Source organism: Streptomyces sp. NPDC057137 (assembly GCF_042670825.1).
GTDB lineage: Bacteria > Actinomycetota > Actinomycetes > Streptomycetales > Streptomycetaceae > Streptomyces.
Window position 1 is genome coordinate 1 of sequence record NZ_JBHUUW010000089.1, and the last position, 22,886, is coordinate 22,886.

Below are 22,886 nucleotides of genomic sequence, written 5' to 3' on the forward strand. Positions count from 1 at the left end.
CGGGTACGCGGCCCGCCCGACGCTTCGAGGAACCTTCGCGCCCGTGCTAGTCGGCGCGGAGCAGGCTCGGCTTGAGGTCCTTGAAGCGGCCGAGGAGGCCGTTCACGAACGACGGTGAGTCGTCGGTGGAGAACTCCTTGGCGAGCTGTACGGCCTCGTCGATCACCACGGCGTCGGGCGTGCCGTCCACCCACACCAGTTCGTACGTGCCCAGCCGCACGATGTTCCGGTCGACGACCGGCATCCGGTCGAGCGTCCAGCCCACCGAGTAGGTGGTGATGAGTTCGTCGATCCGCTCCGCGTACCGCGCGTAGCCCTCGACGAGTTCCATCGTGTATTCGCTGACCGGCGGCTGGCGGTCGTCGGTCCGGGCGTGCCGAAGCCAGTCCGCGAGGACCGTCTGCACGGGCGCCCCGCGCTGGTCGGCCTCGAAGAGGATCTGGAAGGCGCGCTTACGGGCCTTGTTGCGGGCAGCCACGGTTAGCTGTTCACCCGGCCGAGGTACTCACCGGAGCGCGTGTCGACCTTGATCTTCTCGCCGGTCGTGATGAAGAGCGGGACACCGATCTCGTAACCGGTCTCCAGCTTCGCGGGCTTGGAGCCGCCGGTGGAGCGGTCGCCCTGCACACCGGGGTCGGTGTGCTCGATGACCAGTTCGACGGCGGCGGGCAGCTCGACGTAGAGCGCGCTGCCCTCGTACATCGCCACCGTGGCCTCGAAGCCCTCCAGGAGGAAGTTCGCGGCGTCGCCGACGACCTCCCGGCTGACGTGGATCTGGTCGTAGGTGCCCATGTCCATGAAGACGAAGTACTCGCCGTCCATGTATGAGAACTGCATGTCGCGGCGGTCGACGCTGGCCGTCTCGACCTTCACGCCGGCGTTGAAGGTCTTGTCGACGACCTTGCCGGAGAGCACATTCTTCAGCTTGGTGCGCACAAAGGCCGGGCCCTTGCCAGGCTTGACGTGCTGGAACTCGACGACGGACCAGAGCTGGCCAGAGTCGAGCTTGAGCACCATGCCGTTCTTGAGGTCGTTCGTGGAAGCCACGGTTGCGGAATCTCCTGGACTGAAGCTGGGTGGGACCACGGGTGCGCGCCACCGGCGCGACCGGCAAAAGCTTGCCGGAGCACTAGAGCGCGAGCAGTTCCTTGGTCGTAATGGTGAGTAGCTCGGGTCCGCCGTCCGCCTCGGGGCGGACGACGAGCGTGTCATCGATCCGGACACCGCCCCGGCCCGGGAGGTGGACCCCCGGTTCGACGGTGACCGGCACACAAGCGTCCAGTTTACCCATGGCAGCGGGTGCCAACTGCGGGTCCTCGTCGATTTCGAGCCCCACACCGTGTCCGGTACGGGCCGCGAGCCCTTCGCCGTACCCCGCCGACTCCAGCGGCTGACGGGCCGCGCGGTCCACGTCGCGGTAGGCGGTACCGGGCGTCAGAGCCTCCCGACCTGCCCGTTGTGCGGCGAACACCAGGTCGTACAGGTCGATCTGCCAGTCCGCGGGCGACGAGCCGATGACGAAGGTGCGGCCGATCTCGCAACGGTATCCGTGGTAGTTGGCGCCGAGGCGAACGGAGAGGAAATCTCCCTCCTCGACCCTGCGGTCCGAGGGCGAGTGGCCGGGGCGGCCCGCGTTCGGCCCGGTGGCGACGGAGGTCCGGAAGGCCGGTCCGTCGGCGCCGTGGTCGACCAGGCGGCGCTCCAGTTCCAGGGCGAGATGGCGTTCGGTGCGGCCGACGAGGATCGATTCGAGCAGTTCGCCGAGTGCCTGGTCGGAGATCTCGGCGGCGATCCGCAGTTGGGAGATCTCCTCCTCGTCCTTGACCGTCCGCTGCTGTTCCACGGTGCGGCCGAGGTCGGCGAGGAGGAGCCGGGGCGCCACCGAGCGGATGGCGCGGTGGCGGGCGACGGTCAGATGGTGTTCCTCGACGGCGAGGGTCCGGGCCGTGGCCGGGTCGAGGAGGTCCGCGGCGGCGACGGCCGGATCGCCTGTCGCGGTGGGCAGCACGCTGAGCCGCAGCCCGTCGTCGGGGCGGCCGTCGCGGCGGCCGTCCGCGGGGTCGCCGGTGGGGGTGCGGGGGCAGAGCAGTACGTCGCGCTGGTCGGCGACGCCGAGCAGCAGGACGGCGCCCGGTGGCGCGCCGCCGGCGAGATAGCGGACGTTGGCGGGCAGTGACACCAGGGCGGCATCGCTGCCGGCCGCGGAGCACCGGTCGCGCAGCCGCCCGCGACGGACCGCATACACCTCTGACATGTATCGAGCCTATGAGCGCGGGCCCGGCTCGGCGCGGCCTGCGCGTCCGACCGGGGCGGGGGCGCCGAGGGGGTGGTGCCCCGCGTGCCCGCTACCAGGCCGGTGGGCTCGCGATCGAGCGGGCGAGTACGTCGTCCAGTACCCGGGCCGTCGTCTCGACGTCGTACTTCGAGTTGTCGATGATCGGCAGTCCGGAGCCGTACCAGCCGGCCATCCGGCCGTGGATGCCCGCCACCTCCTCGTCCGAGAGCCTGCGGTTGCCGCTGCGCTCCGCGTTCCGCTCCAGGACGATCTCCAGGCCGGGCAGCAGGACCACGGGCAGCAGGCCGGGGCCGACGTGGCGCTTCCAGCCGCCGAGTCCGACGACCGGGCGGTCCGGGAAGACCGCGTCGTCGAGGATGCAGGAGATCCCGTTGGCGAGGAAGTTACGGGCGGCGAAGCCGCAGGTGCGGCGGGCGAGGCGGTACTGGGCCTCGGAGTGCTCGTTCCAGCCCGACTGCGGGTCGGCGAAGCCGGAGCAGACCCATTCGCGTACGTCGTCGAGGCTGATGTGCGCGGTGGGGACCTGACGGCGGGCCGCCCAGTGCCGGGCGACGGTCGTCTTGCCCGCGCCGGCGGGGCCGATCAGCAGGACGGCCAGCGTGGCGGCGCCCGTACCGCTGTCGGCGAGGTGCGGCACGGGTATGGGAACCGGTCCGCCCGGCGGCAGTTGGACGTGCCCGGTCGTGTCCGGCGGCGGTGGGGCCGGTGGGCCCTGCGGGGGCACGGGCGCCTGCGGGATCCGCTGGGGGCCGGTGGACCGGCCGGCCGGCGGCGGCCCCTGCGGCGGACGCGGTCCACCGCGCTGAGGCGGTCCACCGGGCTGAGGCGGTCCGCCCTGCGGGTGCTGATGGGGGTGGTGCGGGTGCTGGTGCGGTGCGCCGGGCTGAGGCGGTCCCTGGTGCCCGCCCGGGGGCGGCTGGGCGCCGTACGGCGCCGCGCCCGGTACGGGTGGCTGCCCGTGGGGCGCGGGAGGGCCGGCCGGTGGGCCGGAGTGCGGTGCGCCGTGCGGTGGCGGACCGAGGGGCGGGGAGCCGTGCGCCCACGTGCCCGCGCCCTGCCCGCCCGCTCCGTGCGCCGAACCATGGGGAGGCGGCAGCGGAGCCCCCACTGCGTGCTGCATCCGGTGCCACTCCGTCTCGTACGTCTGACGCTGATCGCTCGGCCGCCCGGCCGACTTGCCTTCGAACGGTACCGTTCCCGGCCGCCTCCGTAAGAACGCCGGAAGCCCGCTCCGAGTGCCCGCCCGCCCGTTCGGGCTTTCCCGTCAGCCGTCGTCAGCCGTCCAGTTCCTCGGCGACGGCGCGCAGCGCCAGTCGGTACGAGCCGATGCCGAACCCCGCGATCGTGCCACTGGCGACCGCCGCGACGACCGACGTGTGGCGGAATTCCTCGCGTGTGTACGGGTTCGAGATGTGCACCTCGATCAGCGGCGCGGTGCGCTGCGCCGCGGCGTCCCGCATTCCGTACGAATAGTGGGTGAAGGCCCCGGGGTTGAGCACGACCGGGATCGATCCGTCGGCCGCCTCGTGCAGCCAGCGGATCAGCTCGCCCTCGTCGTTCGTCTCGCGTACGTCGACCGCCAGACCCAGCTCCTTGCCCGTCGACTGGCAGGTCTCCACAAGACCGGCGTACGAGACGGAGCCGTAGACGTCCGGTTCGCGGGAACCGAGGCGGCCCAGGTTGGGGCCGTTGAGCACCAGGACCCGACGGGTCACTCGGACACCTCCCCGAACGCGGCGAGCAGCACGGCCGGGTCCGGTCCCTCCAGCACGGTCGGCTTGGCCAGACCGTCCAGGACGATGAAACGCAGCAGGTCACCGCGGGACTTCTTGTCGACCTTCATGGTCTCCAGCAGCTTGGGCCACTGGTCGCCGCGGTAGGTCAGCGGCAGTCCCACGGACTTCAGGACGGCGCTGTGCCGTTCGGCCGTGGCGTCGTCGAGCCGGCCCGCGAGACGGCCCAGTTCGGCGGCGAAGACCATGCCGATGGAGACGGCCGCGCCGTGCCGCCATTTGTAGCGTTCGTTCTTCTCGATGGCGTGGGCGAGCGTGTGGCCGTAGTTGAGGATCTCGCGTACGCCGGACTCCTTGAGGTCGTTGGACACGACCTCGGCCTTGACGCGGATGGAGCGCTCGATCAGCTCGGCGGTGTGCGGCCCGGCGGGCGAGCGGGCGCCTTCGGGGTCGGACTCGACCAGTTCGAGAATGGCCGGATCGGCGATGAATCCCGCCTTGATGATCTCGGCCATGCCGCTCACGTAGTCGTGCACGGGCAGCGAATCGAGCGCCGCGAGGTCGCAGAGCACCCCGGCGGGCGGATGGAACGCGCCGACGAGGTTCTTGCCCTCGGCGGTGTTGATGCCGGTCTTGCCGCCGATCGCCGCGTCGACCATGCCGAGGACGGTCGTCGGTACGGCGATCCAGCGCACGCCGCGCAGCCAGGTCGCCGCGACGAAGCCCGCGACATCGGTGGTGGCGCCGCCGCCGACGCCGACGATGACGTCGCTGCGGGTGAAGCCGGTCTGTCCGAGGGCCTTCCAGCAGTAGGCCGCGACCTCGACGGTCTTGGCCTCCTCGGCGTTCGGCAGCTGGATGGCGACCGCCTCGTACCCCTGGTCCGCCAGGTCCTGGCGCAGCGTCTCGCCGGTCTCGGCGAGCGACTCCGGGTGCAGCACGGCGACGCGCTTGGCCTGGGTGCCGATGAGTACGGGCAGCTCACCCAGCAGCCGCCGGCCGACCAGCACCTCGTACGGGTCGTGGCCCGCGGTGCCGCCGACCTGGATACGGGTGACCGGCTGGTCCTGGTCCGTCGTCATGCGTGGTTCTCCTTGCCGGGTGCCTTGCCGGGGGTGGCGGACGGATCGGCGTCCGGGGCGGCTCCGGGGACGGCCGCCGCGCCCAGGTCCAGCGCCTCGATGACCGCTTCGGCGACCTCTTCCGGTGCCCGCTCGTCGGTCGGGACGACCGCGCGCGCGACCTCCGTGTAGAGGGAGCGCCGCTCCTCCATCAGCAGCTTCCACTGCTGGCGGGGGTTGATGGCGAGCAGCGGGCGGGCCAGGCCCAGACCGGTGCGCCGGACCGCCTCGTTCGCCTCCATGGAGAGATAGACGACGGGCAGGCCCGCGAGCAGTTCACGGGTGTCCTCGTCGAGGACCGCTCCGCCGCCGAGCGCGACGACACCGGAGTGTTCGGCGAGCGCGGTCCGTACGGCGGCCCGCTCCAGCTCGCGGAAGTGCTGCTCGCCGTCGTCGAAGAAGATGTCCGAGATCTCGCGGCCCTCGGCGGCGACGATGTCCGCGTCGGTGTCCCGGTAGCCGGTGTCGAGGCGTTCGGCGAGCAGCGCGCCGACAGTGGTCTTGCCGACGCCCATGGGGCCGACCAGGACGATCTGCGGACCGCTCATCGGATCACCAGGTTCTCAAGGTACGACTCGACGTTGCGCCGGGTCTCCGGGACGCTGTCGCCGCCGAACTTCTCGGCCACGGCGTCCGCGAGGGTCAGCGCGACCATGGCCTCGGCGACGATGCCCGCCGCGGGGACCGCGCAGACGTCGGAGCGCTGGTGGTGCGCCTTGGCGGGCTCACCGGTGGCGACGTCGATGGTGGCGAGCGCGCGGGGCACGGTCGCGATGGGCTTCATCGCGGCCCGTACGCGCAGCAGTTCACCGGTCGTCAGACCGCCCTCGGTGCCGCCGGAGTGGCCCGAGGCGCGCCTGATGCCGTCGTCGGTGATCAGGATCTCGTCGTGCGCCTGGGAGCCGGGCACCCGGGCGAGGCCGAAGCCGTCGCCGATCTCGACGCCCTTGATGGCCTGGATGCCCATGAGGGCGGCGGCGAGCCGGGCGTCGAGCCTGCGGTCCCAGTGGACGTGCGAGCCGAGGCCGACGGGCACGCCGTACGCCAGCACCTCGACCACGCCGCCGAGGGTGTCACCGTCCTTGTGGGCCTGGTCGATCTCGGCGACCATCGCCTCGCTCGCCTCGGGGTCCAGGCAGCGCACGGGGTCGGCGTCGAGCCGCTCCACGTCGCCGGGGGTCGGGTACACGCCGTACGGGGCCTTGGCGGTGGCCAGTTCGACGACATGGGACACGATCTCGATCCCGGCCGTCTCCTTCAGGTACGAGCGTGCGACCGCGCCGAGCGCGACCCTGGCCGCCGTCTCCCGGGCGCTCGCGCGCTCCAGGATCGGCCGGGCCTCGGACGCTCCGTACTTCTGCATGCCCGCGAGGTCGGCGTGGCCGGGGCGCGGGCGGGTCAGGGGCTCGTTACGGGCGAGCCCGGCCAGGATCTCGGGGTCGACCGGGTCGGCCGACATGACCTGTTCCCACTTGGGCCACTCGGTGTTGCCGACCATGATCGCGACCGGCGATCCCATGGTCAGTCCGTGCCGTACGCCGCCGAGGAAGGTGACCTCGTCGCGCTCGAACTTCATGCGCGCGCCGCGTCCGTAGCCGAGGCGCCGCCTCGCGAGGTGATCGCCCACGATCTCCGTGGTGATCGGCACACCCGCCGGAAGGCCCTCCAGCGTCGCGACGAGTGCGGGGCCGTGCGACTCCCCCGCTGTCAGCCAGCGCAACCTGCTCAACGGTGCTCCTCGGTGATTCTCGACAACTTCGACGGTACGACTGCGGTACGCATCCTCGGGTCCCGATCCTGCCATGACCGGTCACCCGCTCCGTGACTCCGTCCAGCCTACGGATACCCGGGCGGGCGTCAGGCGTTGTGCGCCCCGAGCGCCTGTTCGCCGGCCTTGCGCATCACGGGGAGCGGGGCGGGCGCGCGGCCGGTCATCAGCTCGACCTGGAGGACGGCCTGGTGCACGAGGAGGTCGAGACCGCCGACCACGGGTCCGCCCCGGGCGGACCAGGCGGCGGCGAGCGCGGTGGGCCAAGGGTCGTACAGCACGTCGAAGAGGGTGCCGGGGCGGCCGGGGACGCGGAGCGCCAGTTCGTCGATGGCACCGGCGGGAGTCGTCGCGATCACCAGGGGCGCGCCGAGGGCTTCGGCCGCCTCCGACCAGTCGGCGATACGGACGTCGACACCGAGCCGTTCCCCCCAGCCGCGCATCTCGGCTGCGCGGGCCCGGCTTCGTACGTAGGCGGTGACGGGGCCCGTACAGATACGGGAGAGCGCGGCGAGCGCGGACGACGCGGTCGCCCCGGCGCCGAGGACGGCCGCCGACTCCACCTCGGTGACGCCACGCTCGCGCAGGGCGGCGAGCATGCCGGGGATGTCGGTGTTGTCACCGGTGCGACGGCCGTCGCCGTCGATGACGACGGTGTTGACGGCCTCCACCGACGCTGCCGTCTCGCCGATCCGGTCGAGCAGCGGGATGACGGCCCGCTTGAGCGGCATCGTCAGCGAGAGCCCGGCCCAGGACGGATCGAGCCCGGCCAGAAAGTCCGGGAGCTGTGCCTCGGTCACCTCGAAGCGGTCGTACGACCAGTGGGTGAGGCCCAGTTCAGCGTAGGCCGCCCGGTGCAGCACCGGGGAGAGCGAGTGCGCGATGGGTGAGCCGAGGACGGCCGCCCTGCGCCCGGAGGTACTAGTTGTTCCCATTCCTCTGTCGTTCGTTGAATTTTTCGACCAGCTTCTCGTGCTCGGCCAGGGTCTTGGTGAATTCGGTGGTCTTGCCGTCGATGGAGATGAAGTACATCCAGGCGCCCGAGTCCGGTGCCTTCGTGGCGTTCAGCGCGTCGGCGCCGGGATTTCCGATCGGCCCCGGCGGAAGCCCCTTGTAGAAGTACGTGTTGTACGGGTCGTCGTGATTCCTGATCTCCGAGACGGCGATGTCGATCTCGCTCTCGTTCTTCAGATAGTTGAACGTCGAGTCGAATTCGAGCTTCTGGTTGGTGTCGGTGTTCGTCGGCTTCAGCCTGTTGTAGACGACGGCCGCCATCTTCTTGAAGTCGTCGTGCGTCATGCCTTCGGCCTGCACCAGGCTCGCGATGGTGACGACATCGAGCGGCGAGTCCAGACCGAGCTTCTCGGCCGATCCTTCCAGGTCGTACTTCTTGTACTCCTGGTCGGAGCGGGCGACCATCTGCTTGAGGACGTCCTCCGGCTTGGTCTTCTCACCGATGTCGTAACGCGCGGGATAGAGGAATCCTTCGAGCGGATCCTTTATGTTCTTGTCGTCGTCGGCCCAGTCGGGCAGACCCAGTTTATCGACTTCCGCCTTGGCCACGTCCGCGGTCGTACCGGGGTCGAGCTTGAGCTTCATGTCGATGAATTCGTACACCTTGACGGCGCGCGTGCCCTCGGCGATCGTCAGCGAATTCAGGTTGGCCGGGTTGGTCATCAACTCGACCGCGGCCTTGGCCGACATTTCCTTCTTCATCGGGTAGACACCGGGCTGGATGGCGTTGCCCTTGGGGTGTTCACCGGCCGCGTCGACGAATGCCTGCGCGCTTTTGACCACGCCGGCCTTCTTCAGCAGGCCGCCCATCTCGGCGAGCCCGGCGTTCTTCGGGATCTCGACCTGGACGGAGCTCGTGCCGGTGCCCGCGAAGTCGGCCGGCGGGCCGAAGCGTTCCTGCCAGAACTGGTAGGCGTAGTACCCGCCGCCGGCCGCGCCGCCGACCAGGACGAGGGCGGCCACGAGGCAGGCGCTGCCACCGCGGCGCTTCTTCTTCGACTTGCCGCGGCGGTCACGTCCGCCGCCTCCGCCGCGCCGGCCGTCGTCCTCGTCGTCGTACTCGCGGTCGTCGTCCCCGTCACGGTCCCGGTCGTCGTCGCGGAGGCCGCGCTCGTCCCGGTCGTCGCGGTCGTCGCCGGTGAAGAAGGGGTGCGTCTCCTCGGGCTGCGGGCCGTCCCAGTCGTTCTCGGGCTGAGCCTGGGCCGGAGGCGGGGGCTCCGGCTGCCGGCGCCCCGGAGGGCGCGGCGGCGGGTACGCCTCGGAGGTGCCGTACCGGTCGGGGCTCTCGCCGCCGTAGCCGGCGCCTGCGCCCTGCTGGCCCGCGTAGGGGTCGCCCGGGTTCTCGCCGTACGGCATGGCCGCCTGCTGACCGGTGTCCCAACCGCCGTCGTACTGGGGGTTGTTGGGCTGCCCGCCGGCGTACTGCTGGTTGCCGTACTGCGGATCGTTGTACTGCTGCTGCGGGTACTGGGGCTGCTGGTGCTGAGGGTGTTGCTGTTGCTGAGGCGGCTGGTGCTGGGGGTGCTGCTGAGGCTGGTGCGGTTGCTGCCGCTGCTGCGCGTACTGCTGCTGCCCCGTGTCCCAACCGCCACCGTCGTACTGCAGGTCGTACTGCTGCTGGGGGTGTTGCTGCTGCGGGTACTGGGGCTGCTGAGGTTGCTGCGGCTGCTGCGCGTACTGCTGCTGCCCCGTGTCCCAGCCACCACCGTCGTACTGCGGGTCGTACTGCTGCTGCGGATGGGGCTGCTGAGCCTGGGCGTCGTAAGGAGTGCGGCCGTCGGCGGCCTGCTGCGCTCCCCACCCCTGGTCCCCGTACAAGGGATCCTCGGGGTGCCACGGTTCAGGGCCTCGGCCCCGGCCATAGTCAGTCATCGATCCCCTAGAGCCGCGAGGCGCCCGGTGCCGGGCACGGATGGCCCGGTGTCCCTGACGCCTCTCTCTGTGCGGCAGTTGTTCGAATCCCGCCGCATCGCGCGGAACGTTACCGTATCGCGATCAGACGACCTTCATCCGCGCATACAGATAACCGTAAGTATGTTCCGGTTTCGCCCGATCGGACGTCTCAGGTCTGAACGTGCACGCCCTCACCGGGCGGCGCACCCGAGGCTCTCTCGGACTCCAGCGCGTTCTGCAGGATGATGACGGCCGCCACCTGATCGATGACGGACCTGCCTTTCTTGGACTTCACACCCGAGGCGCGCAGTCCCTGGCCGGCGGTCACCGTGGTCATTCTCTCATCCACGAGCCGTACGGGGACAGGGGCGATACGACGGGCCACTTCCTCCGCGAAGGCCCGCACCTTGACCGCCGCCGGGCCCTCGCCGCCGCTGAGCGAGCGCGGCAGACCGACCACGACCTCGATCGGCTCGTACTCCTCCACCAGCGCGACGAGCCGCCGGTGGGCGGCCGGGACATCACGTCCCGGCACGGTCTCCACCGGTGTCGCGAGGACCCCGTCGGGGTCGCACGAGGCGACCCCGATCCGGGCGTCCCCGACGTCGACGGCCAGTCTGCGGCCCCGGCGCGCGAGCGCCGTCACGCCGGCACACCCTTAGCGACGACCTTCGCCACGTCCTCAGGCACGGGCCTCAGGCCGTCTCGGCGACAAGGCGCTCGACAGCGGCGACGGCGTCGCCGATGGCCGCCGGGTTCTGACCGCCGCCCTGGGCGACGTCCGGCTTGCCGCCGCCTCCGCCGCCGAGGGTCTTGGCGGCGGCGCGGACCAGTTCGCCTGCCTTGAGCCCGCGCTCACGGGCGGCCTCGTTGGTGGCGATGACCGTCAGCGGACGGCCGTTGGCCGTCGTGAACAGCGCGACGACGGCCGGCCGGCCACCGGTGATGCGCCCGCGCACGTCGAGCACCAGCCTGCGCAGGTCGTCGGCCGACGTGCCGTCCGGCACCTGGCCGGTGACCAGGGCCGTACCGCGTACGTCCTTGGCGCCCTCGACCAGCCCGGCGGCGGCGGCCAGCACCTTCTCCGCGCGGAACTTCTCGATCTCCTTCTCGGCGTCCTTCAGCTTGGCGAGCATGCCGGCGATCCTCTCCGGCAGTTCCTCGGAGCGGCCCTTGACCAGCTCCTGGAGCTGGGCGACGACGGTGTGCTCCTTGGCGAGGAAGTTGTACGCGTCCACGCCCACCAGAGCCTCGATACGGCGCACGCCGGAGCCGATCGAGGACTCGCCGAGCAGCTTCACCAGACCCAGCTGGGCGGTGTTGCGCACGTGCGTGCCGCCGCACAGTTCCTTGGAGAAGTCGCCGATGGTGACGACACGGACCCGCTCGCCGTACTTCTCGCCGAACTCGGCGATGGCGCCCTGCTTCTTGGCCTCGTCGATGGACATGACCTCGGCCTGGACGTCGAGTTCACGGGCGAGGACTTCGTTGATCTTCTGCTCGACGTCGGTCAGGACCGTGCCGGGTACGGCGGCGGGCGAGCCGAAGTCGAAGCGGAAGCGGCCCGGCGAGTTCTCGGAGCCGGCCTGGGCGGCCGTCGGGCCGAGGGCGTCGCGCAGCGCCTGGTGCGTCAGGTGGGTGGCGCTGTGGGCACGGGCGATGGCGCGCCGGCGCCGGGTGTCGATGGCGGCGAACGCGGCCGAGCCGACGGTCACTTCGCCGACCTGTACCGATCCCTTGTGCACGGAGACGCCGGGGACCGGCTGCTGGACGTCGCGCACCTGGATGACGGCGCCGGTGTCGAGCTTGATCCGGCCCTGGTCGGCGAGCTGGCCGCCGCCCTCGGCGTAGAACGGGGTGCGGTCGAGTACGACCTCGACCTCGTCGCCCTCGGTGGCGGCGGGCGACGGCAGGCCGTCGACGAGCAGGCCGACGATCCGCGACTCGCCCTCGGTGCTGCCGTAACCGGTGAACTCGGTGGTGCCCGAGGTGTCGGCGACCTCGCGGTACGCGGAGAGGTCGGCGTGGCCGGTCTTCTTGGCCTTGGCGTCGGCCTTGGCCCGGTCCCGCTGCTCCTTCATGAGCCGGCGGAAGCCGTCCTCGTCCACGGACAGGCCCTGTTCGGCGGCCATTTCGAGGGTGAGGTCGATCGGGAAGCCCCAGGTGTCGTGGAGCAGGAACGCCTTGTCGCCGGCCAGGACGGACCCGCCGGCGGCCTTGGTGTCGGTGACGGCGGTGTCGAGGATGTTGGTGCCGCCCTTGATGGCCTTGAGGAAGGCGGCTTCCTCGGCGAGGGCGACGGTCTCGATGCGCTTGCGGTCGGTGATCAGCTCGGGGTACTGCTCGCCCATGGCCCTGATCACCACGTCGAGCAGCTCGGCGACGACCGGCCCGGTGGCGCCGAGGAGCCGCATGTTGCGTACGGCGCGGCGCAGGATGCGGCGCAGGACGTAGCCGCGGCCCTCGTTGCCGGGGGTGACACCGTCGCCGATGAGCATCACGGAGGTGCGCATGTGGTCGGTGACGATACGCAGGGAGACGTCCGAGGCGGGGTCGGCGCCGTAGCGGACGCCGGTCAGCTCGGTGGCCTTGTCGATGACGGCCATCGAGGTGTCGATCTCGAACATGTTGTGGACGCCCTGGAGGACCATGGCGAGGCGTTCGAGGCCGAGACCGGTGTCGATGTTCTTGGAGGGGAGGTCTCCGAGGATCTCGAAGTCCTCCTTGCCCTCTCCCTCACCGCGCTCGTACTGCATGAAGACCAGGTTCCAGATCTCCACGTAGCGCTCGTCGTTGACGGCGGGGCCGCCCTCTTCGCCGAACTCGGGGCCGCGGTCGTAGAAGATCTCCGAGCAGGGTCCACAGGGGCCGGGCACGCCCATGGACCAGTAGTTCTCCTTCTTGCCGAGGCGCTGGATGCGTTCGGCGGGGAAGCCGACCTTGTCGGTCCAGATGTCGGCGGCCTCGTCGTCGTCCAGATAGACCGTGACCCACAGCTTCTCGGGGTCCAGGCCGTAGCCGCCGTCGGCCACGGAGCTGGTCAGCAGCTCCCAGGCGAGCGGGATGACGCCTTCTTTGAAGTAGTCACCGAAGGAGAAGTTGCCGCACATCTGGAAGAACGTGCCGTGCCGGGTGGTCTTGCCGACCTCTTCGATGTCCGGCGTACGGACGCACTTCTGGACGCTGGTCAGGCGCGGGGCGGGCGGCTTGACCTCGCCGAGGAAGTACGGCTTGAAGGGCACCATGCCCGCGGGGACCAGCAGCAGAGTCGGGTCGTCCGCGATGAGCGACGCCGAAGGGACGACGGTGTGACCGCGCTCCTCGAAGAAGCTCAGCCAGCGGCGGCGGATTTCGGCCGACTCCATCAGTGGTCCTCATTCCGGTTGTGCGGTGTACGCGAGTTGAATCGGTCGCTGTGTTCGTGATCGTGCTTGTCGTACCGGCGCTCCGCGCGGCCCTCGACGGCGAGGCGGCGGCTCACGGGGAGTTCGGGGTCGACGGGTGCGTCGAGCCCCAGCACCTCGCCCAGTTCGGACTCGCGCTGGGCCATGCCCACGCGGACGTCGAGTGCGAAGTCCTTGAGCCGGTGTCCGGCGTCGATCGCCTTGTTGGCCGCCTGCGCGGCAAGACTCTCGGGCGTCAACCGGCGGAGCTTGGTGTGGACCTTGGTGGTGGCCCACACACCGGCCGCCGCGCCCGCGGTGAACCAGAACGTACGGCGGAACATCGCTGCCTCAGCCCTTCTGCTTCCTGCTGCGTCGGGCGGACGGAACGGTCCTGCCCACGATCACCGTGCGCCTGCCGCGCGCGGCCGGTGCCGGTTCCCCGCGGTCGGCGGGTGCCGACTCGGCGGGGGCCTTGCGGCCCATCGCCCGCCGCACTCCGTAGCCGAAGGCCGCGACCTTCACCAGGGGCCCGCCGAAGGTCGACGCCACGGTCGTGGAGAGCGCCGACGCGTTGGAGGTGACCTCCTGGACGTCCGTCGCGATGGCGTCGACCCGGTCGAGCTGGGTCTGCGCCGCGCGTACGGTCGCCGACGCGTCCGCCAGCAGCGGTACGGCCTGGTCGGTCACGTCCGCCACGAGTTTGGTGGTCGCCTTGAGCGTCTGGGCCAGCCTCACGAGCACCACGGCGAGGAGGGTGACCAGAACTGCCCAGAAGACGGCCACCAGGATCCCGGCAACCTCTCCACCGGTCACGCTGCACCGCTCTCTGCTGGACCGTCCCCGCGGGTGCGGGGAACGTGTCGTTGTCGGCCGGCTCAGAACCGGGCGATCCTGGTCGGTCTTGAAAGTCGCCCCTCGACCCTATCGCGCCCCGAGCGGCTCCCCGTACCGCTTTACGGCGGTCCCGGACTCCGCCTCGTCCGCCGGGGCGGGGAGCGGCAGTTGGCACGGCGGATTGTACGCAGTGCTGCCGCGTGAGTACTCTGCGTGTCTCATGCGACCTGTCCCCGGCAATCTCCCCGCGGAGCTGAACCGGTTCGTGGGCCGTGCCGACGAACTGGCCGAGCTGGCACGTCTTCTCACCGAAGGCCGGCTGATCACCCTGGTGGGCGTGGGCGGTGTCGGCAAGACGCGACTGGCCGTGCACGCGGCCCGGTCCCTGCGGTCGGCGGGTCTGGAGAAACGCTACTGCGACGGTGTCTGGCTCGCCGAACTCTCCACGATCCGCGACCCCGGACTGCTCGACCACGCGCTCGTCGACGCCCTCCGCGTCACCGACCACAGCGGCCGGCCGCCCCGCGAGGTGCTGCGCACCCATCTCGCCGACCGGGACCTCCTGTTGGTGCTGGACGGCTTCGAGCAGCTCGTCGGCCCCTGCGCGGAGCTCGTACGGGATCTGCTGCGCCGCTGCCCCGGCCTCCAGGTGCTGGCGGCCGGGCGCCGCCCGCTCCGGCTGGAGGGCGAACGGACCGTCCCCCTGGCCCCGATGTCGGACACCGACGCGGCGCGCCTCTTCGCCGACCGGGCCGTCGCCATGGCGCCCGGGAACCGCCCTCTCGACGAACACGACGACGCCGTACGGGAGTTGTGCCGCCGTCTCGACGGCATCCCGCTCGCGCTGGAACTGGCCGCCGCCCGGCTGCGCGCCCTGTCCGTCGACCAGATCCTGCGGCGGATCGACGACCGCTTCCAGCTGCTCACCGGCGGCTCGCGCGGCGAACTGCCGCGCCATCGCACGCTCCGTACCGCGATCGGCTGGAGCCATGAACTGTGCACCCCGGCCGAACGGCTGCTGTGGGCGCGGCTCTCTGTCTTCGCCGGGCCCTTCGACCTGGAGGCCGTCGAGTACGTGTGCGCCGGCCCCGACCTGCCGGACGAGAGCGTGCTGGACGTGCTCGGCGAACTGATCGCCCAGTCCGTCGTCGTACGCGAGGAGTCACCCGCCGGGCCGCGCTACCGGATGCTGGACACGGTGCGCGCGTACGGCGCCGAGTGGCTGGACGCCCTGGCGGACGCCGACCGGATGCGCAGGAGACACCGCGACTGGTACATGGGCCTGGCCACCTGGTGCGAGCTGGACTGGTTCAGCCCCCGGCAGGCGGAGATCGCCGCCTGTGCCGACAGCGCGCTGCCCGATCTGCGCGCCGCCATCGAACTCTGTCTGGAGACGGAGGGCGAGGCCTATCTGGGCCGGCATCTGGCGGGCACGCTCTGGTTCTACTGGGCGGGCTGCGGCCGGCTCACGGAAGGGCGGCACTGGCTGGACCGGGTGCTCGCGCCGGCCGCCCGGCACGACGAGTCACCGAAGGACAGGGACGGACACGACGGGTCACGGCTCAAGGCGCTGTGGGTGCTGGGCTATGTGGCGATCCTCCAGGGGGACAACACGGCCGCGGTGCGGGCTCTGTACGAGTGCCGGGGAGAGGCCGCCCGTACGGGAGACGCCCTCGCGCACACGTACGCGGTGCACCGGCTGGGCTGTCTCGCGCTCCTCTCCGGTGACATGCCACGCGCGGAACGCCTCCTCCGCTCCGCACTCGGCGCGTACCGCGAACTGGGCGAGATCAACAGCAACGTGCTGATGGGCCAGGCGGAGCTGGCCCTCTCGCTGGTCTTCCAGGGCGACCTCGACGCGGCGGTGGCGCTGTGCGCCGACGTACGGGAGATCTGCGAGGACAGCGGCGAACGCTGGGCCCGGTCCTACGCGCTCTACGTCCACGCGTACGCGGCCTGGACGCGCGGCCGGCTCGGCGAGGCGCGCGCCCTGCTGGCCGAGTCCGTCGCCATCCACCACATGTTCAACGATCTGGTCGGTCTGGTGCTGGCGATGGAGCTGATGGCCCTGCTGACCGCGGGCGAGGGGGACCCGGCGGAGGCCGCGGTGCTCCAGGGCGCCGCCGCCCGGCTCTGGCAGTCGGTGGGGGCCCCACTGTTCGGCTCGCCCACCTTCGGGGCGCCGCACGAACAGTGCGAACGGCGGGCGACGGAGCTGCTGGGGCGCGAGCGGTACGACGCCCATGTGGCTGAGGGACGCGCCCTGTCGCCGGCGGCAGCCGTCGAGCGCGCGCTGGCCGGGCCGAGCGGGAGACCCGTACCGCCGCGTCAGCTGTCGGGCGACCGCAGGCCGGGGCCCCCGCGCGGGACGGACCGGGAAACGCGAGAGCCCGCCGGCTCCCCCGGCCAGATCGGCGGGGAAGCGGCGGGCTGAAGCGCGGTCGCTCGCGCGAACCACACCCGGATCAGTGAGCGATCAGCGGGCGTAGTACTCGACGACGAGCTGCTCGTCGCAGATGACCGGGATTTCCTTGCGCAGCGGGTCACGGTCCAGACGGAACGCCAGCGCCTTCAGGTTGACCTGGAGGTAGCGCGGGGTCTCGCCGTCCGTGTCGTAGCCACCCTCGCGGGCGACCTGGAACGGAACCTTCTCGCGGCTGCGCTCACGGACCATGATGACGTCGTCGGGACGGACGCGGAACGACGGCTTGTCGACCTTGCCGCCGTTGACCTCGATGTGGCCGTGGACGACCATCTGACGGGCCTGGTAGATGGTGCGGGCGATGCCCGAACGCAGGACCAGGGCGTCGAGACGACGCTCCAGCTCGACGACCAGGGCCTCGCCGGTCTTGCCGCCGGCCTTGCGGGCGCGGTCGTAGGCGCGGGCCATCTGGCGCTCGCTGATGTCGTACTGAGCACGCAGACGCTGCTTCTCGAGCAGACGGACCTTGTAGTCACTGTTCTGCTTGCGGCCGCGGCCGTGCTCGCCCGGCGGGTAGGGACGGGCCTCGAAGTACTTCACGGCCTTCGGCGTCAGCGCGATACCGAGCGCGCGTGACTTCTTGACCTTGGGACGCGACTGGTTAGGCACGTTCTCCAGACCTCCGTTGTAGGTTAGGTTAGGCTCACCTTACTCAAAGGAGATCGCATGTCTCGTCGCCCTGGGAACACCACACGCATCACAGACAGTCTCGACGCGCAGGGCATCGATACGACGGAGGTCCGATCAGCTCATGGTCAGCCGCGTCCCAGCGGGCTTGAAATCGCGCGGATGCCGTCAGCAGCCGAGCGCACACGAACTCTCGTACAGAGTACATGCTCAAGTGTGCTGCTCCTCCCGGGCCTGGACGCCCTGCGACCGGACCAGCTGATGCCCGACGCGCGGACCGTGGACACCGAGGGTGACGTGCTGCTGGCCTTCGCCGCGGACTCCCCCGTCGTCAGGGCGGCGACGCACGCGCAGGCCGACGAGCTGCCCGTGGTGCTGGAGATCACCGATGTCGCGCCGGTCTCCGTGCCCCACCGTATCCGGGGCCGCGCCTGGGTCTCCGGCTGGCTGACGCGGGTGCCCGGCGCGGCCGAGCCCGGCCGGACGACGCTGCGGCTGGAGGTCGGCGAGGCGTACGTGGACGACCTGTGGGGCGCCGAGTCGGTGGAGGCGGACGAGTTCGCCGCGGCCGTACCGGACCCGCTGTCGGAGCACGAGGCCGAACTGCTCCAGCATCTGCACGCCGCGCACAGCGGGGAGGTGCGGATGCTGCGCTCGCTGCTCGGCGGGCGGACCGGCGGGACGGCGGCCGTACCGGTCGGTGTGGACCGCTTCGGGCTCCGGGTGCGCTTCACGGGCGTCAACTGCTTCGACGCCCGCTTCGACTTCCCCGAGCCGGTACGTGATGTGGCCGAACTGCGCCGCGCCATGCACGCGCTCTTCGAGGCCGCGGGCCGCTGAGCCCCGCCGGGTCCATCGGCTCAGTTCGAGGGGGCGTCGCCGCGCAGGCGTGTCCGGACCTTCTCGACCACGTCCGCGTACCGCGCCTCCGCGCCGTACCGCGTCGGTGTGTAGTACTGCTTGCCCCGCACCTCGTCCGGGAGGTACTGCTGCGCGGCGATACCTCCCGGCACGTCGTGCGGATAGACGTACCCCTGCGCGTGACCGAGCTTGGCCGCGCCCTTGTAGTGGCCGTCGCGCAGATGCGGCGGTACGGGACCGGCCAGCCCCTTCTTCACGTCCTCCAGGGCGGCGGAGATCGCGAGCGTCGCCGCGTTCGACTTCGGGGCCAGCGCCAGCGCGATGGTGGCGTGGCTGAGGGTGAGAGCGGCCTCCGGGAAGCCGATCATCGCCACGGCCTGGGCCGCCGCGACGGCGGTGGGCAGGGCCGTCGGGTCGGCGAGGCCGATGTCCTCGCTGGCCGAGATCATCAGCCGGCGGGCGATGAACCGGGGGTCCTCGCCCGCCTCGATCATGCGGGCCAGATAGTGCAGGGCCGCGTCCACGTCGGAGCCGCGGATCGACTTGATGAGGGCGCTCGCCACGTCGTAGTGCTGGTCGCCGTCGCGGTCGTACTTCACCGCCGCGCGGTCGACGGTCTCCTCCACCGTCGCGAGGCTGATCTCCTTCTCGCCCTTGGAGATCGCGGCGCCGGCCGCCGCCTCCAGGGCGGTCAGGGCCCGCCGGGCGTCTCCCCCGGCGATCCGCAGCAGATGCGCCTCGGAGTCGTCGGGCAGGGAGACCGCGCCGCCGAGGCCGCGCTCCTCGGTGAGCGCGCGCCGCAGCAGGGCGCGCAGGTCGTCGTCGGTGAGCGGCTCCAGCGTCAGCAGCAGGGAGCGCGAGAGCAGGGGGGAGATGATCGAGAAGTACGGATTCTCGGTGGTGGCCGCGATCAGGGTGATCCAGCGGTTCTCCACGGCGGGCAGCAGGGAGTCCTGCTGGGCCTTGCTGAAGCGGTGGATCTCGTCCAGGAAGAGGACGGTCTCCTTGCCGAAGCCGCCGGAGGCACGCCGGGCGCCGTCGATGACGGCGCGGACCTCCTTGACGCCCGCGGTGATCGCCGACAGCTCGACGAAACGCGCGTCGGTGGCCTTGGAGACGACATAGGCGAGCGTCGTCTTGCCCGTGCCGGGCGGGCCCCAGAGGAGCACCGACGAGGGTCCCGCCGGGCCCCTGCCCTGGGCGGCCTGTTCGACCAGTCGCCGCATCGGGGAGCCGGGCTTCAGCAGATGCCGCTGGCCGACGACCTCGTCGAGGACGCGCGGGCGCATCCGTACAGCGAGCGGGCTGCTGGACGGGTCCTTCTCCTGGCGGTCTTCGGCCGCTGCGGTAAAGAGGTCGGGCTCCACGTGTTGAACCCTATGTCAGCCCACTGACAGCGCGACGGCGCCGTCAGCTGGTCCAGAAGTCCCACCAGCGGGTCAGGATGAGCATGCCGATGATCCCGATCCACAGAACGGGCAGCACCCAGTGGAACTCCCCCAACGCGCCGCGCAGCCACCGAGGCGCCGGGATGATCCCGCGGGTGACGTTGTGCGTCGTGACGTAACTGAACATCACGATCGTCGCCACCCACGCGAGACAGCACCACAGGCACAGCGAGTTGATGTTGTAGAGCGACTGGTACTGAAGCCAGGTGCAGAAGCCGACTCCGAACAGCATCCCGGCGTTCAGACCGAGCCAGAACCACCGCCGGTACCGCGCCCCCGCCAGCAGTCCCAGCCCCACACACACCACGACCGCGTAGGTGACCAGGCCCAGCATCGGATTGGGGAACCCGAAGGCCGACGCCTGGTCGCTCTTCATGATGTTCCCGCACGACACCACCGGGTTCAGACTGCACCCCGGCGTGAAACTCGGGTCCTCCAGCAGCTTGAACTTGTCGATCGTGATCACCCACGACGCCAGCACACCCGCCGCACCCGTCACCACCAGCAACCACGCCAGCACCCGCCCCGCCCCGAAGAGACCGGGGGTGCCGTGGTCCTCCCGGTCGGCGGACACGTCGTCTAGCGCTGCACTCGTCATATCGCCGTTCCATCACTCGTGGCCTGCATCTGCAGAGGGCTCGGTCATTCTGCCGCACGCACCCCCGTGTCCACCGTTCGATGGACATAAGGAGGTACGGACGGTCGTCCCGGAGCCGACGGTTCCGGACGAGGCTCGAAGGCATGAGAGATGCAGCGGAAACGAGCGCGTCGACGGGGGATCTCGCGGTGGAGGTGACCGGGCTCCGCAAGCGGTACGGCGAAGTGACGGCGGTCCAGGACCTGGACCTGCGCATCGGACGCGGCGAGGTCTTCGGCATCCTCGGCCCCAACGGCGCGGGCAAGAGCACGACGGTGGAGATCCTGCAGGGCCACCGCGACCGGGACGGCGGCGAGGTGACGGTCCTCGGGGCGGATCCCGCCGCCGGCGGCAGGCTGTGGCGTTCCAGAATCGGCATTGTGTGGCAGGACGAATCCGCGCCCGCCGAGTTGACGGTCCACGAGACCGTGTCCCATTTCGCCGCCTACTACCCGACACCGCGGGACACCGAGGAGGTCATCGACCTGGTGGGCCTCGGTGAGAAGGCGACGAGCCGGGTCAAGGCGCTGTCCGGCGGGCAGCGGCGCCGGCTGGACGTGGCGCTCGGTGTGATCGGCGGCCCCGAGCTGCTGCTCCTCGACGAACCGACGACCGGTTTCGACCCGGCGGCCCGCCGCCAGTTCTGGGAGCTGATCCGCAAGCTGGCGGACGAGGGCACCACGATCGTCCTCACCACGCACTATCTGGACGAGGCCGAGGCGCTGGCCGACCGCCTCGCCGTGATCGCGGCGGGCCGGGTGGTCGCCGAGGGCACCCCGTCCGGTCTGCGCGCGGAGTACGACACGGCGGCCACGGTCGCGTGGACGGAGCCGGACGGCTCGCCGCGCACCGAGCGGACGACCACCCCGACGCGTACCGTCGCCGAGCTGACCCGGCGCTTCGGCGGCGAGATCCCGGGGCTGCTGATCAGCCGGCCCACCCTCGAAGACGTCTATCTGCGGCTCATCGCACCCACCGGACCCACCGGACAGGAGGCCGCGTGATGGCGACCGTCACCGACCGGACCGGCACCACCCGCACCGCACCGGCCGCGCTGCCCGGCGCCTGGACGCTGGGGCTGCGGCGCGGCGCCCTGGAGCTGCGGCAGTTCTTCCGCCAGCGCGACCAGGCGATCTTCACCTTCGCCTTCCCCATCGTCTTCCTCTTCCTGTTCGCCTCGATCTTCAGCAACGACGTCGAGGGCGCGGGCATCACCGCCTCCCAGCTCTACGTCCCGTCGATGATCGCCGCGGGCATCATGTCGACGAGCTTCCAGTCGCTGGGCATCTCCATCGCGATCGAGCGGGACAACAAGCAACTGCGGCGGCTGCGCGGCACGCCGATGCCGCCCGCCTCGTACTTCCTCGGCAAGGTGTGGCTCGTCCTGGTGACCGGGCTGCTGGAGACGGTGGCGCTGCTCGCGGTCGGTGTGCTGTTCTACGGCATCGACCTGCCCACCGGCGCGGTCGACTGGCTGACCTTCGGCTGGATCTTCGTCCTCGGGCTGACCGGGTGCGCGCTGCTCGGGATCGCGATCAGCAGCCTGCCGAAGACCGGACAGAGTGCGTCGTCCGTGGTCGTACTACCGTTCCTGGTGCTGCAGTTCATCTCCGGGGTGTACATCGCGATCGACACCATCCCCGACTGGCTGCTGAACATCGGCGCGCTGTTCCCGCTGAAGTGGATGTGCCAGGGGCTGCGCGGGGTGTTCCTGCCCGAGACGGCCGCCGTGCTGGAGCAGGCGGGCGGCTGGGAGTACGGACGGATCGCGCTGGTACTCGGCGCCTGGTGCATCGGAGGGCTGGTGCTGTGTCTGCTGACCTTCCGGTGGAAGAGCCGGCGCGACGGCTGAGCCCGTCGCCGGGCGGGGCGCGCGAGATCGACGCCTGGGACCGCAGCTTCTGGCCGTGGGACCTGTACTTCGGGGTCGTCTGGTCGGCGACGCTGATCTTCACGATCGCCGCGCCGAACTCGACGCCGGTGCGGGCGACGGCGTTCACGCTCTTCTTCCTGCTCGCACCCTGGTACGTGTGGTTCGGGCGCCGTGAGCTGATGCGGGGCCTGGACTCCCGGGGAGCGCTCGTCTACATCTATGTCGCGATCCTGCTGTTCATCCCGCCCGCGGTGCTGGTGGGCGAGATGCGCTCGGCGGCGTTCGCGCTCGTACCGCAGTGCTTCATGCTGCTGTCGATGTCCCGCGCCCTGTGGGCGGTGGGGGTGCTCAACGCCGTGCCGGTGGTCGGGTGGGCGCTGTGGTGGCGCCCGGACGGCGAGGCCATCTTCTTCAACACCCTGTTCGCCGTGGTCAGTCTGGCCTTCTCCGTGGTGCTCGGGAGCTGGATCATCCGGATCATCGCGCAGAGCGCGGAGCGCGGGGAACTGATCGCCGAGCTGGAGGCGAGCCGGGAGGAGGTCTCACGGCTCTCGGCGGAGCGGGGCGCGCTGGCCGAGCGCGAGCGGATGTCCCGGGAGATCCACGACACACTGGCGCAGGGCTTCACGAGCCTGCTGATGCTCGTACAGGCCGTGGAGTCGGAGCTGGAGCGGGATCTGCCGGGCGCCCGCCGTCATCTGGAGCTGATGGCGGACACGGCCCGGCGGAATCTCGCCGAGGCGCGTGCCCTGGTGGCCGGCGGGGCGCCCGCCGATCTGGACGGGAACTCGCTGCCCGACGCGCTGCGACGGCTCGCCGCCCGGCACGGTCCAGGACCGGCCGAGGTGACCGTCGAGGTGACCGGCCGGGCCCGGCGGCTGGCTCCCGCGCTGGAGGTGGTGGCGCTGCGTAC

General features: G+C 70.9%; 21 protein-coding genes and 1 pseudogene. 5 read left to right on the forward strand and 17 right to left on the reverse strand.

What is annotated here, in order from left to right:
- Positions 1 to 46: 46 nt before the first annotated feature.
- The 14 genes from nusB to ACFT9I_RS36770 all read right to left on the reverse strand — a co-directional run bounded on the left by nusB (position 47) and on the right by ACFT9I_RS36770 (position 14,024).
- Positions 47 to 478: a transcription antitermination factor NusB gene (gene nusB, locus ACFT9I_RS36705; RefSeq protein ID WP_382571746.1), complete on the reverse strand. Its 432-nt coding sequence runs from the start codon at positions 476 to 478 to the stop codon at positions 47 to 49.
- Between the two features lie 2 nt (positions 479 to 480).
- Entirely contained in the window at positions 481 to 1,047 is a 567-nt protein-coding gene (gene efp / locus ACFT9I_RS36710; protein WP_382571748.1) for an elongation factor P, read from the reverse strand.
- 82 nt (positions 1,048 to 1,129) lie between these two features.
- Positions 1,130 to 2,254: an aminopeptidase P family protein gene (locus tag ACFT9I_RS36715; protein WP_382571750.1), complete on the reverse strand. Its 1,125-nt coding sequence runs from the start codon at positions 2,252 to 2,254 to the stop codon at positions 1,130 to 1,132.
- A 91-nt stretch (positions 2,255 to 2,345) separates the two neighbouring features.
- Complete coding sequence (locus tag ACFT9I_RS36720; RefSeq protein ID WP_382571751.1) at positions 2,346 to 3,416, reverse strand: AAA family ATPase; 1,071 nt, start codon at positions 3,414 to 3,416, stop codon at positions 2,346 to 2,348.
- Positions 3,417 to 3,570: 154 nt separating this feature from the next.
- On the reverse strand, positions 3,571 to 4,011 hold the full coding sequence (gene aroQ / locus ACFT9I_RS36725) for a type II 3-dehydroquinate dehydratase (RefSeq protein WP_023542973.1): 441 nt from the start codon (positions 4,009 to 4,011) through the stop codon (positions 3,571 to 3,573).
- Entirely contained in the window at positions 4,008 to 5,111 is a 1,104-nt protein-coding gene (gene aroB / locus ACFT9I_RS36730) for a 3-dehydroquinate synthase (RefSeq protein ID WP_382571753.1), read from the reverse strand. The genes aroQ and aroB overlap by 4 nt, the downstream gene beginning before the upstream one ends.
- On the reverse strand, positions 5,108 to 5,698 hold the full coding sequence (locus ACFT9I_RS36735) for a shikimate kinase (RefSeq protein WP_382571755.1): 591 nt from the start codon (positions 5,696 to 5,698) through the stop codon (positions 5,108 to 5,110). The genes aroB and ACFT9I_RS36735 overlap by 4 nt, the downstream gene beginning before the upstream one ends.
- Positions 5,695 to 6,879: a chorismate synthase gene (gene aroC, locus ACFT9I_RS36740; RefSeq protein WP_382571756.1), complete on the reverse strand. Its 1,185-nt coding sequence runs from the start codon at positions 6,877 to 6,879 to the stop codon at positions 5,695 to 5,697. The genes ACFT9I_RS36735 and aroC overlap by 4 nt, the downstream gene beginning before the upstream one ends.
- A gap of 128 nt (positions 6,880 to 7,007) precedes the next feature.
- Positions 7,008 to 7,853 carry a shikimate dehydrogenase gene (locus ACFT9I_RS36745; protein WP_382571758.1) on the reverse strand — a complete coding sequence of 282 codons (846 nt, stop codon included), beginning with the start codon at positions 7,851 to 7,853 and terminating at the stop codon, positions 7,008 to 7,010.
- Positions 7,840 to 9,804, reverse strand: a complete 1,965-nt coding sequence (gene mltG / locus ACFT9I_RS36750; protein WP_382571760.1) for an endolytic transglycosylase MltG — start codon at positions 9,802 to 9,804, stop codon at positions 7,840 to 7,842. Before mltG ends, ACFT9I_RS36745 begins: the two co-directional genes overlap by 14 nt.
- Before the next feature lie 190 nt (positions 9,805 to 9,994).
- On the reverse strand, positions 9,995 to 10,471 hold the full coding sequence (gene ruvX, locus ACFT9I_RS36755; RefSeq protein ID WP_382571762.1) for a Holliday junction resolvase RuvX: 477 nt from the start codon (positions 10,469 to 10,471) through the stop codon (positions 9,995 to 9,997).
- A gap of 49 nt (positions 10,472 to 10,520) precedes the next feature.
- A complete protein-coding gene (alaS, locus tag ACFT9I_RS36760) occupies positions 10,521 to 13,190 on the reverse strand; it encodes an alanine--tRNA ligase (RefSeq protein WP_382571764.1) in 2,670 nt (889 codons plus the stop codon).
- Positions 13,190 to 13,552: a DUF6167 family protein gene (locus tag ACFT9I_RS36765; RefSeq protein ID WP_382571766.1), complete on the reverse strand. Its 363-nt coding sequence runs from the start codon at positions 13,550 to 13,552 to the stop codon at positions 13,190 to 13,192. The genes alaS and ACFT9I_RS36765 overlap by 1 nt, the downstream gene beginning before the upstream one ends.
- Before the next feature lie 7 nt (positions 13,553 to 13,559).
- Positions 13,560 to 14,024, reverse strand: a complete 465-nt coding sequence (locus ACFT9I_RS36770) for a DUF948 domain-containing protein (RefSeq protein WP_382571768.1) — start codon at positions 14,022 to 14,024, stop codon at positions 13,560 to 13,562.
- A gap of 241 nt (positions 14,025 to 14,265) precedes the next feature.
- Between ACFT9I_RS36770 and ACFT9I_RS36775 the strand changes: the two genes are divergently transcribed.
- On the forward strand, positions 14,266 to 16,479 hold the full coding sequence (locus ACFT9I_RS36775) for an ATP-binding protein (RefSeq protein WP_382571769.1): 2,214 nt from the start codon (positions 14,266 to 14,268) through the stop codon (positions 16,477 to 16,479).
- Between the two features lie 42 nt (positions 16,480 to 16,521).
- Here ACFT9I_RS36775 and rpsD read toward each other — a convergent pair whose 3' ends face one another.
- Positions 16,522 to 17,136, reverse strand: a complete 615-nt coding sequence (gene rpsD / locus ACFT9I_RS36780; protein WP_023542962.1) for a 30S ribosomal protein S4 — start codon at positions 17,134 to 17,136, stop codon at positions 16,522 to 16,524.
- 180 nt (positions 17,137 to 17,316) lie between these two features.
- Between rpsD and ACFT9I_RS36785 the strand changes: the two genes are divergently transcribed.
- On the forward strand, positions 17,317 to 17,994 hold the full coding sequence (locus ACFT9I_RS36785) for a DUF2470 domain-containing protein (RefSeq protein ID WP_382571772.1): 678 nt from the start codon (positions 17,317 to 17,319) through the stop codon (positions 17,992 to 17,994).
- Between the two features lie 20 nt (positions 17,995 to 18,014).
- On the opposite strand, the gene ACFT9I_RS36790 is transcribed toward ACFT9I_RS36785, so the two are convergent.
- Together ACFT9I_RS36790 and ACFT9I_RS36795 are read right to left on the reverse strand one after the other, a co-directional pair.
- Complete coding sequence (locus ACFT9I_RS36790; protein ID WP_382571774.1) at positions 18,015 to 19,382, reverse strand: replication-associated recombination protein A; 1,368 nt, start codon at positions 19,380 to 19,382, stop codon at positions 18,015 to 18,017.
- Positions 19,383 to 19,425: 43 nt separating this feature from the next.
- Positions 19,426 to 20,061, reverse strand: a complete 636-nt coding sequence (locus ACFT9I_RS36795; protein WP_382571776.1) for a vitamin K epoxide reductase family protein — start codon at positions 20,059 to 20,061, stop codon at positions 19,426 to 19,428.
- Between the two features lie 143 nt (positions 20,062 to 20,204).
- Here ACFT9I_RS36795 and ACFT9I_RS36800 point away from each other — a divergent pair, with 143 nt between their 5' ends.
- The 3 genes and pseudogenes from ACFT9I_RS36800 to ACFT9I_RS36810 all read left to right on the forward strand — a co-directional run.
- Complete coding sequence (locus ACFT9I_RS36800; RefSeq protein WP_382571777.1) at positions 20,205 to 21,104, forward strand: ABC transporter ATP-binding protein; 900 nt, start codon at positions 20,205 to 20,207, stop codon at positions 21,102 to 21,104.
- A complete protein-coding gene (locus tag ACFT9I_RS36805) occupies positions 21,104 to 21,952 on the forward strand; it encodes an ABC transporter permease (RefSeq protein WP_382571779.1) in 849 nt (282 codons plus the stop codon). The genes ACFT9I_RS36800 and ACFT9I_RS36805 overlap by 1 nt, the downstream gene beginning before the upstream one ends.
- A gap of 608 nt (positions 21,953 to 22,560) precedes the next feature.
- A pseudogene (locus ACFT9I_RS36810) lies at positions 22,561 to 22,686 on the forward strand (histidine kinase); the annotation flags it as partial.
- Between the last annotated feature and the right edge of the window lie 200 nt (positions 22,687 to 22,886).

Bases quoted from the DNA above. Each gene is read 5' to 3' on its own strand.
- ACFT9I_RS36775 (WP_382571769.1), top strand. From the start codon at position 14,266: ATGCGACCTGTCCCCGGCAATCTCCCCGCGGAGCTGAACCGGTTCGTG.
- ACFT9I_RS36795 (WP_382571776.1), bottom strand. From the start codon at position 20,061: ATGACGAGTGCAGCGCTAGACGACGTGTCCGCCGACCGGGAGGACCAC.
- aroB (WP_382571753.1), bottom strand. From the start codon at position 5,111: ATGACGACGGACCAGGACCAGCCGGTCACCCGTATCCAGGTCGGCGGC.
- ACFT9I_RS36805 (WP_382571779.1), top strand. From the start codon at position 21,104: ATGGCGACCGTCACCGACCGGACCGGCACCACCCGCACCGCACCGGCC.
- mltG (WP_382571760.1), bottom strand. From the start codon at position 9,804: ATGACTGACTATGGCCGGGGCCGAGGCCCTGAACCGTGGCACCCCGAG.
- ACFT9I_RS36715 (WP_382571750.1), bottom strand. From the start codon at position 2,254: ATGTCAGAGGTGTATGCGGTCCGTCGCGGGCGGCTGCGCGACCGGTGC.
- alaS (WP_382571764.1), bottom strand. From the start codon at position 13,190: ATGGAGTCGGCCGAAATCCGCCGCCGCTGGCTGAGCTTCTTCGAGGAG.
- ACFT9I_RS36765 (WP_382571766.1), bottom strand. From the start codon at position 13,552: ATGTTCCGCCGTACGTTCTGGTTCACCGCGGGCGCGGCGGCCGGTGTG.
- ACFT9I_RS36745 (WP_382571758.1), bottom strand. From the start codon at position 7,853: ATGGGAACAACTAGTACCTCCGGGCGCAGGGCGGCCGTCCTCGGCTCA.
- ACFT9I_RS36735 (WP_382571755.1), bottom strand. From the start codon at position 5,698: ATGAGCGGTCCGCAGATCGTCCTGGTCGGCCCCATGGGCGTCGGCAAG.
- ACFT9I_RS36720 (WP_382571751.1), bottom strand. From the start codon at position 3,416: ATGCAGCACGCAGTGGGGGCTCCGCTGCCGCCTCCCCATGGTTCGGCG.
- ACFT9I_RS36800 (WP_382571777.1), top strand. From the start codon at position 20,205: ATGAGAGATGCAGCGGAAACGAGCGCGTCGACGGGGGATCTCGCGGTG.
- ACFT9I_RS36785 (WP_382571772.1), top strand. From the start codon at position 17,317: ATGCCGTCAGCAGCCGAGCGCACACGAACTCTCGTACAGAGTACATGC.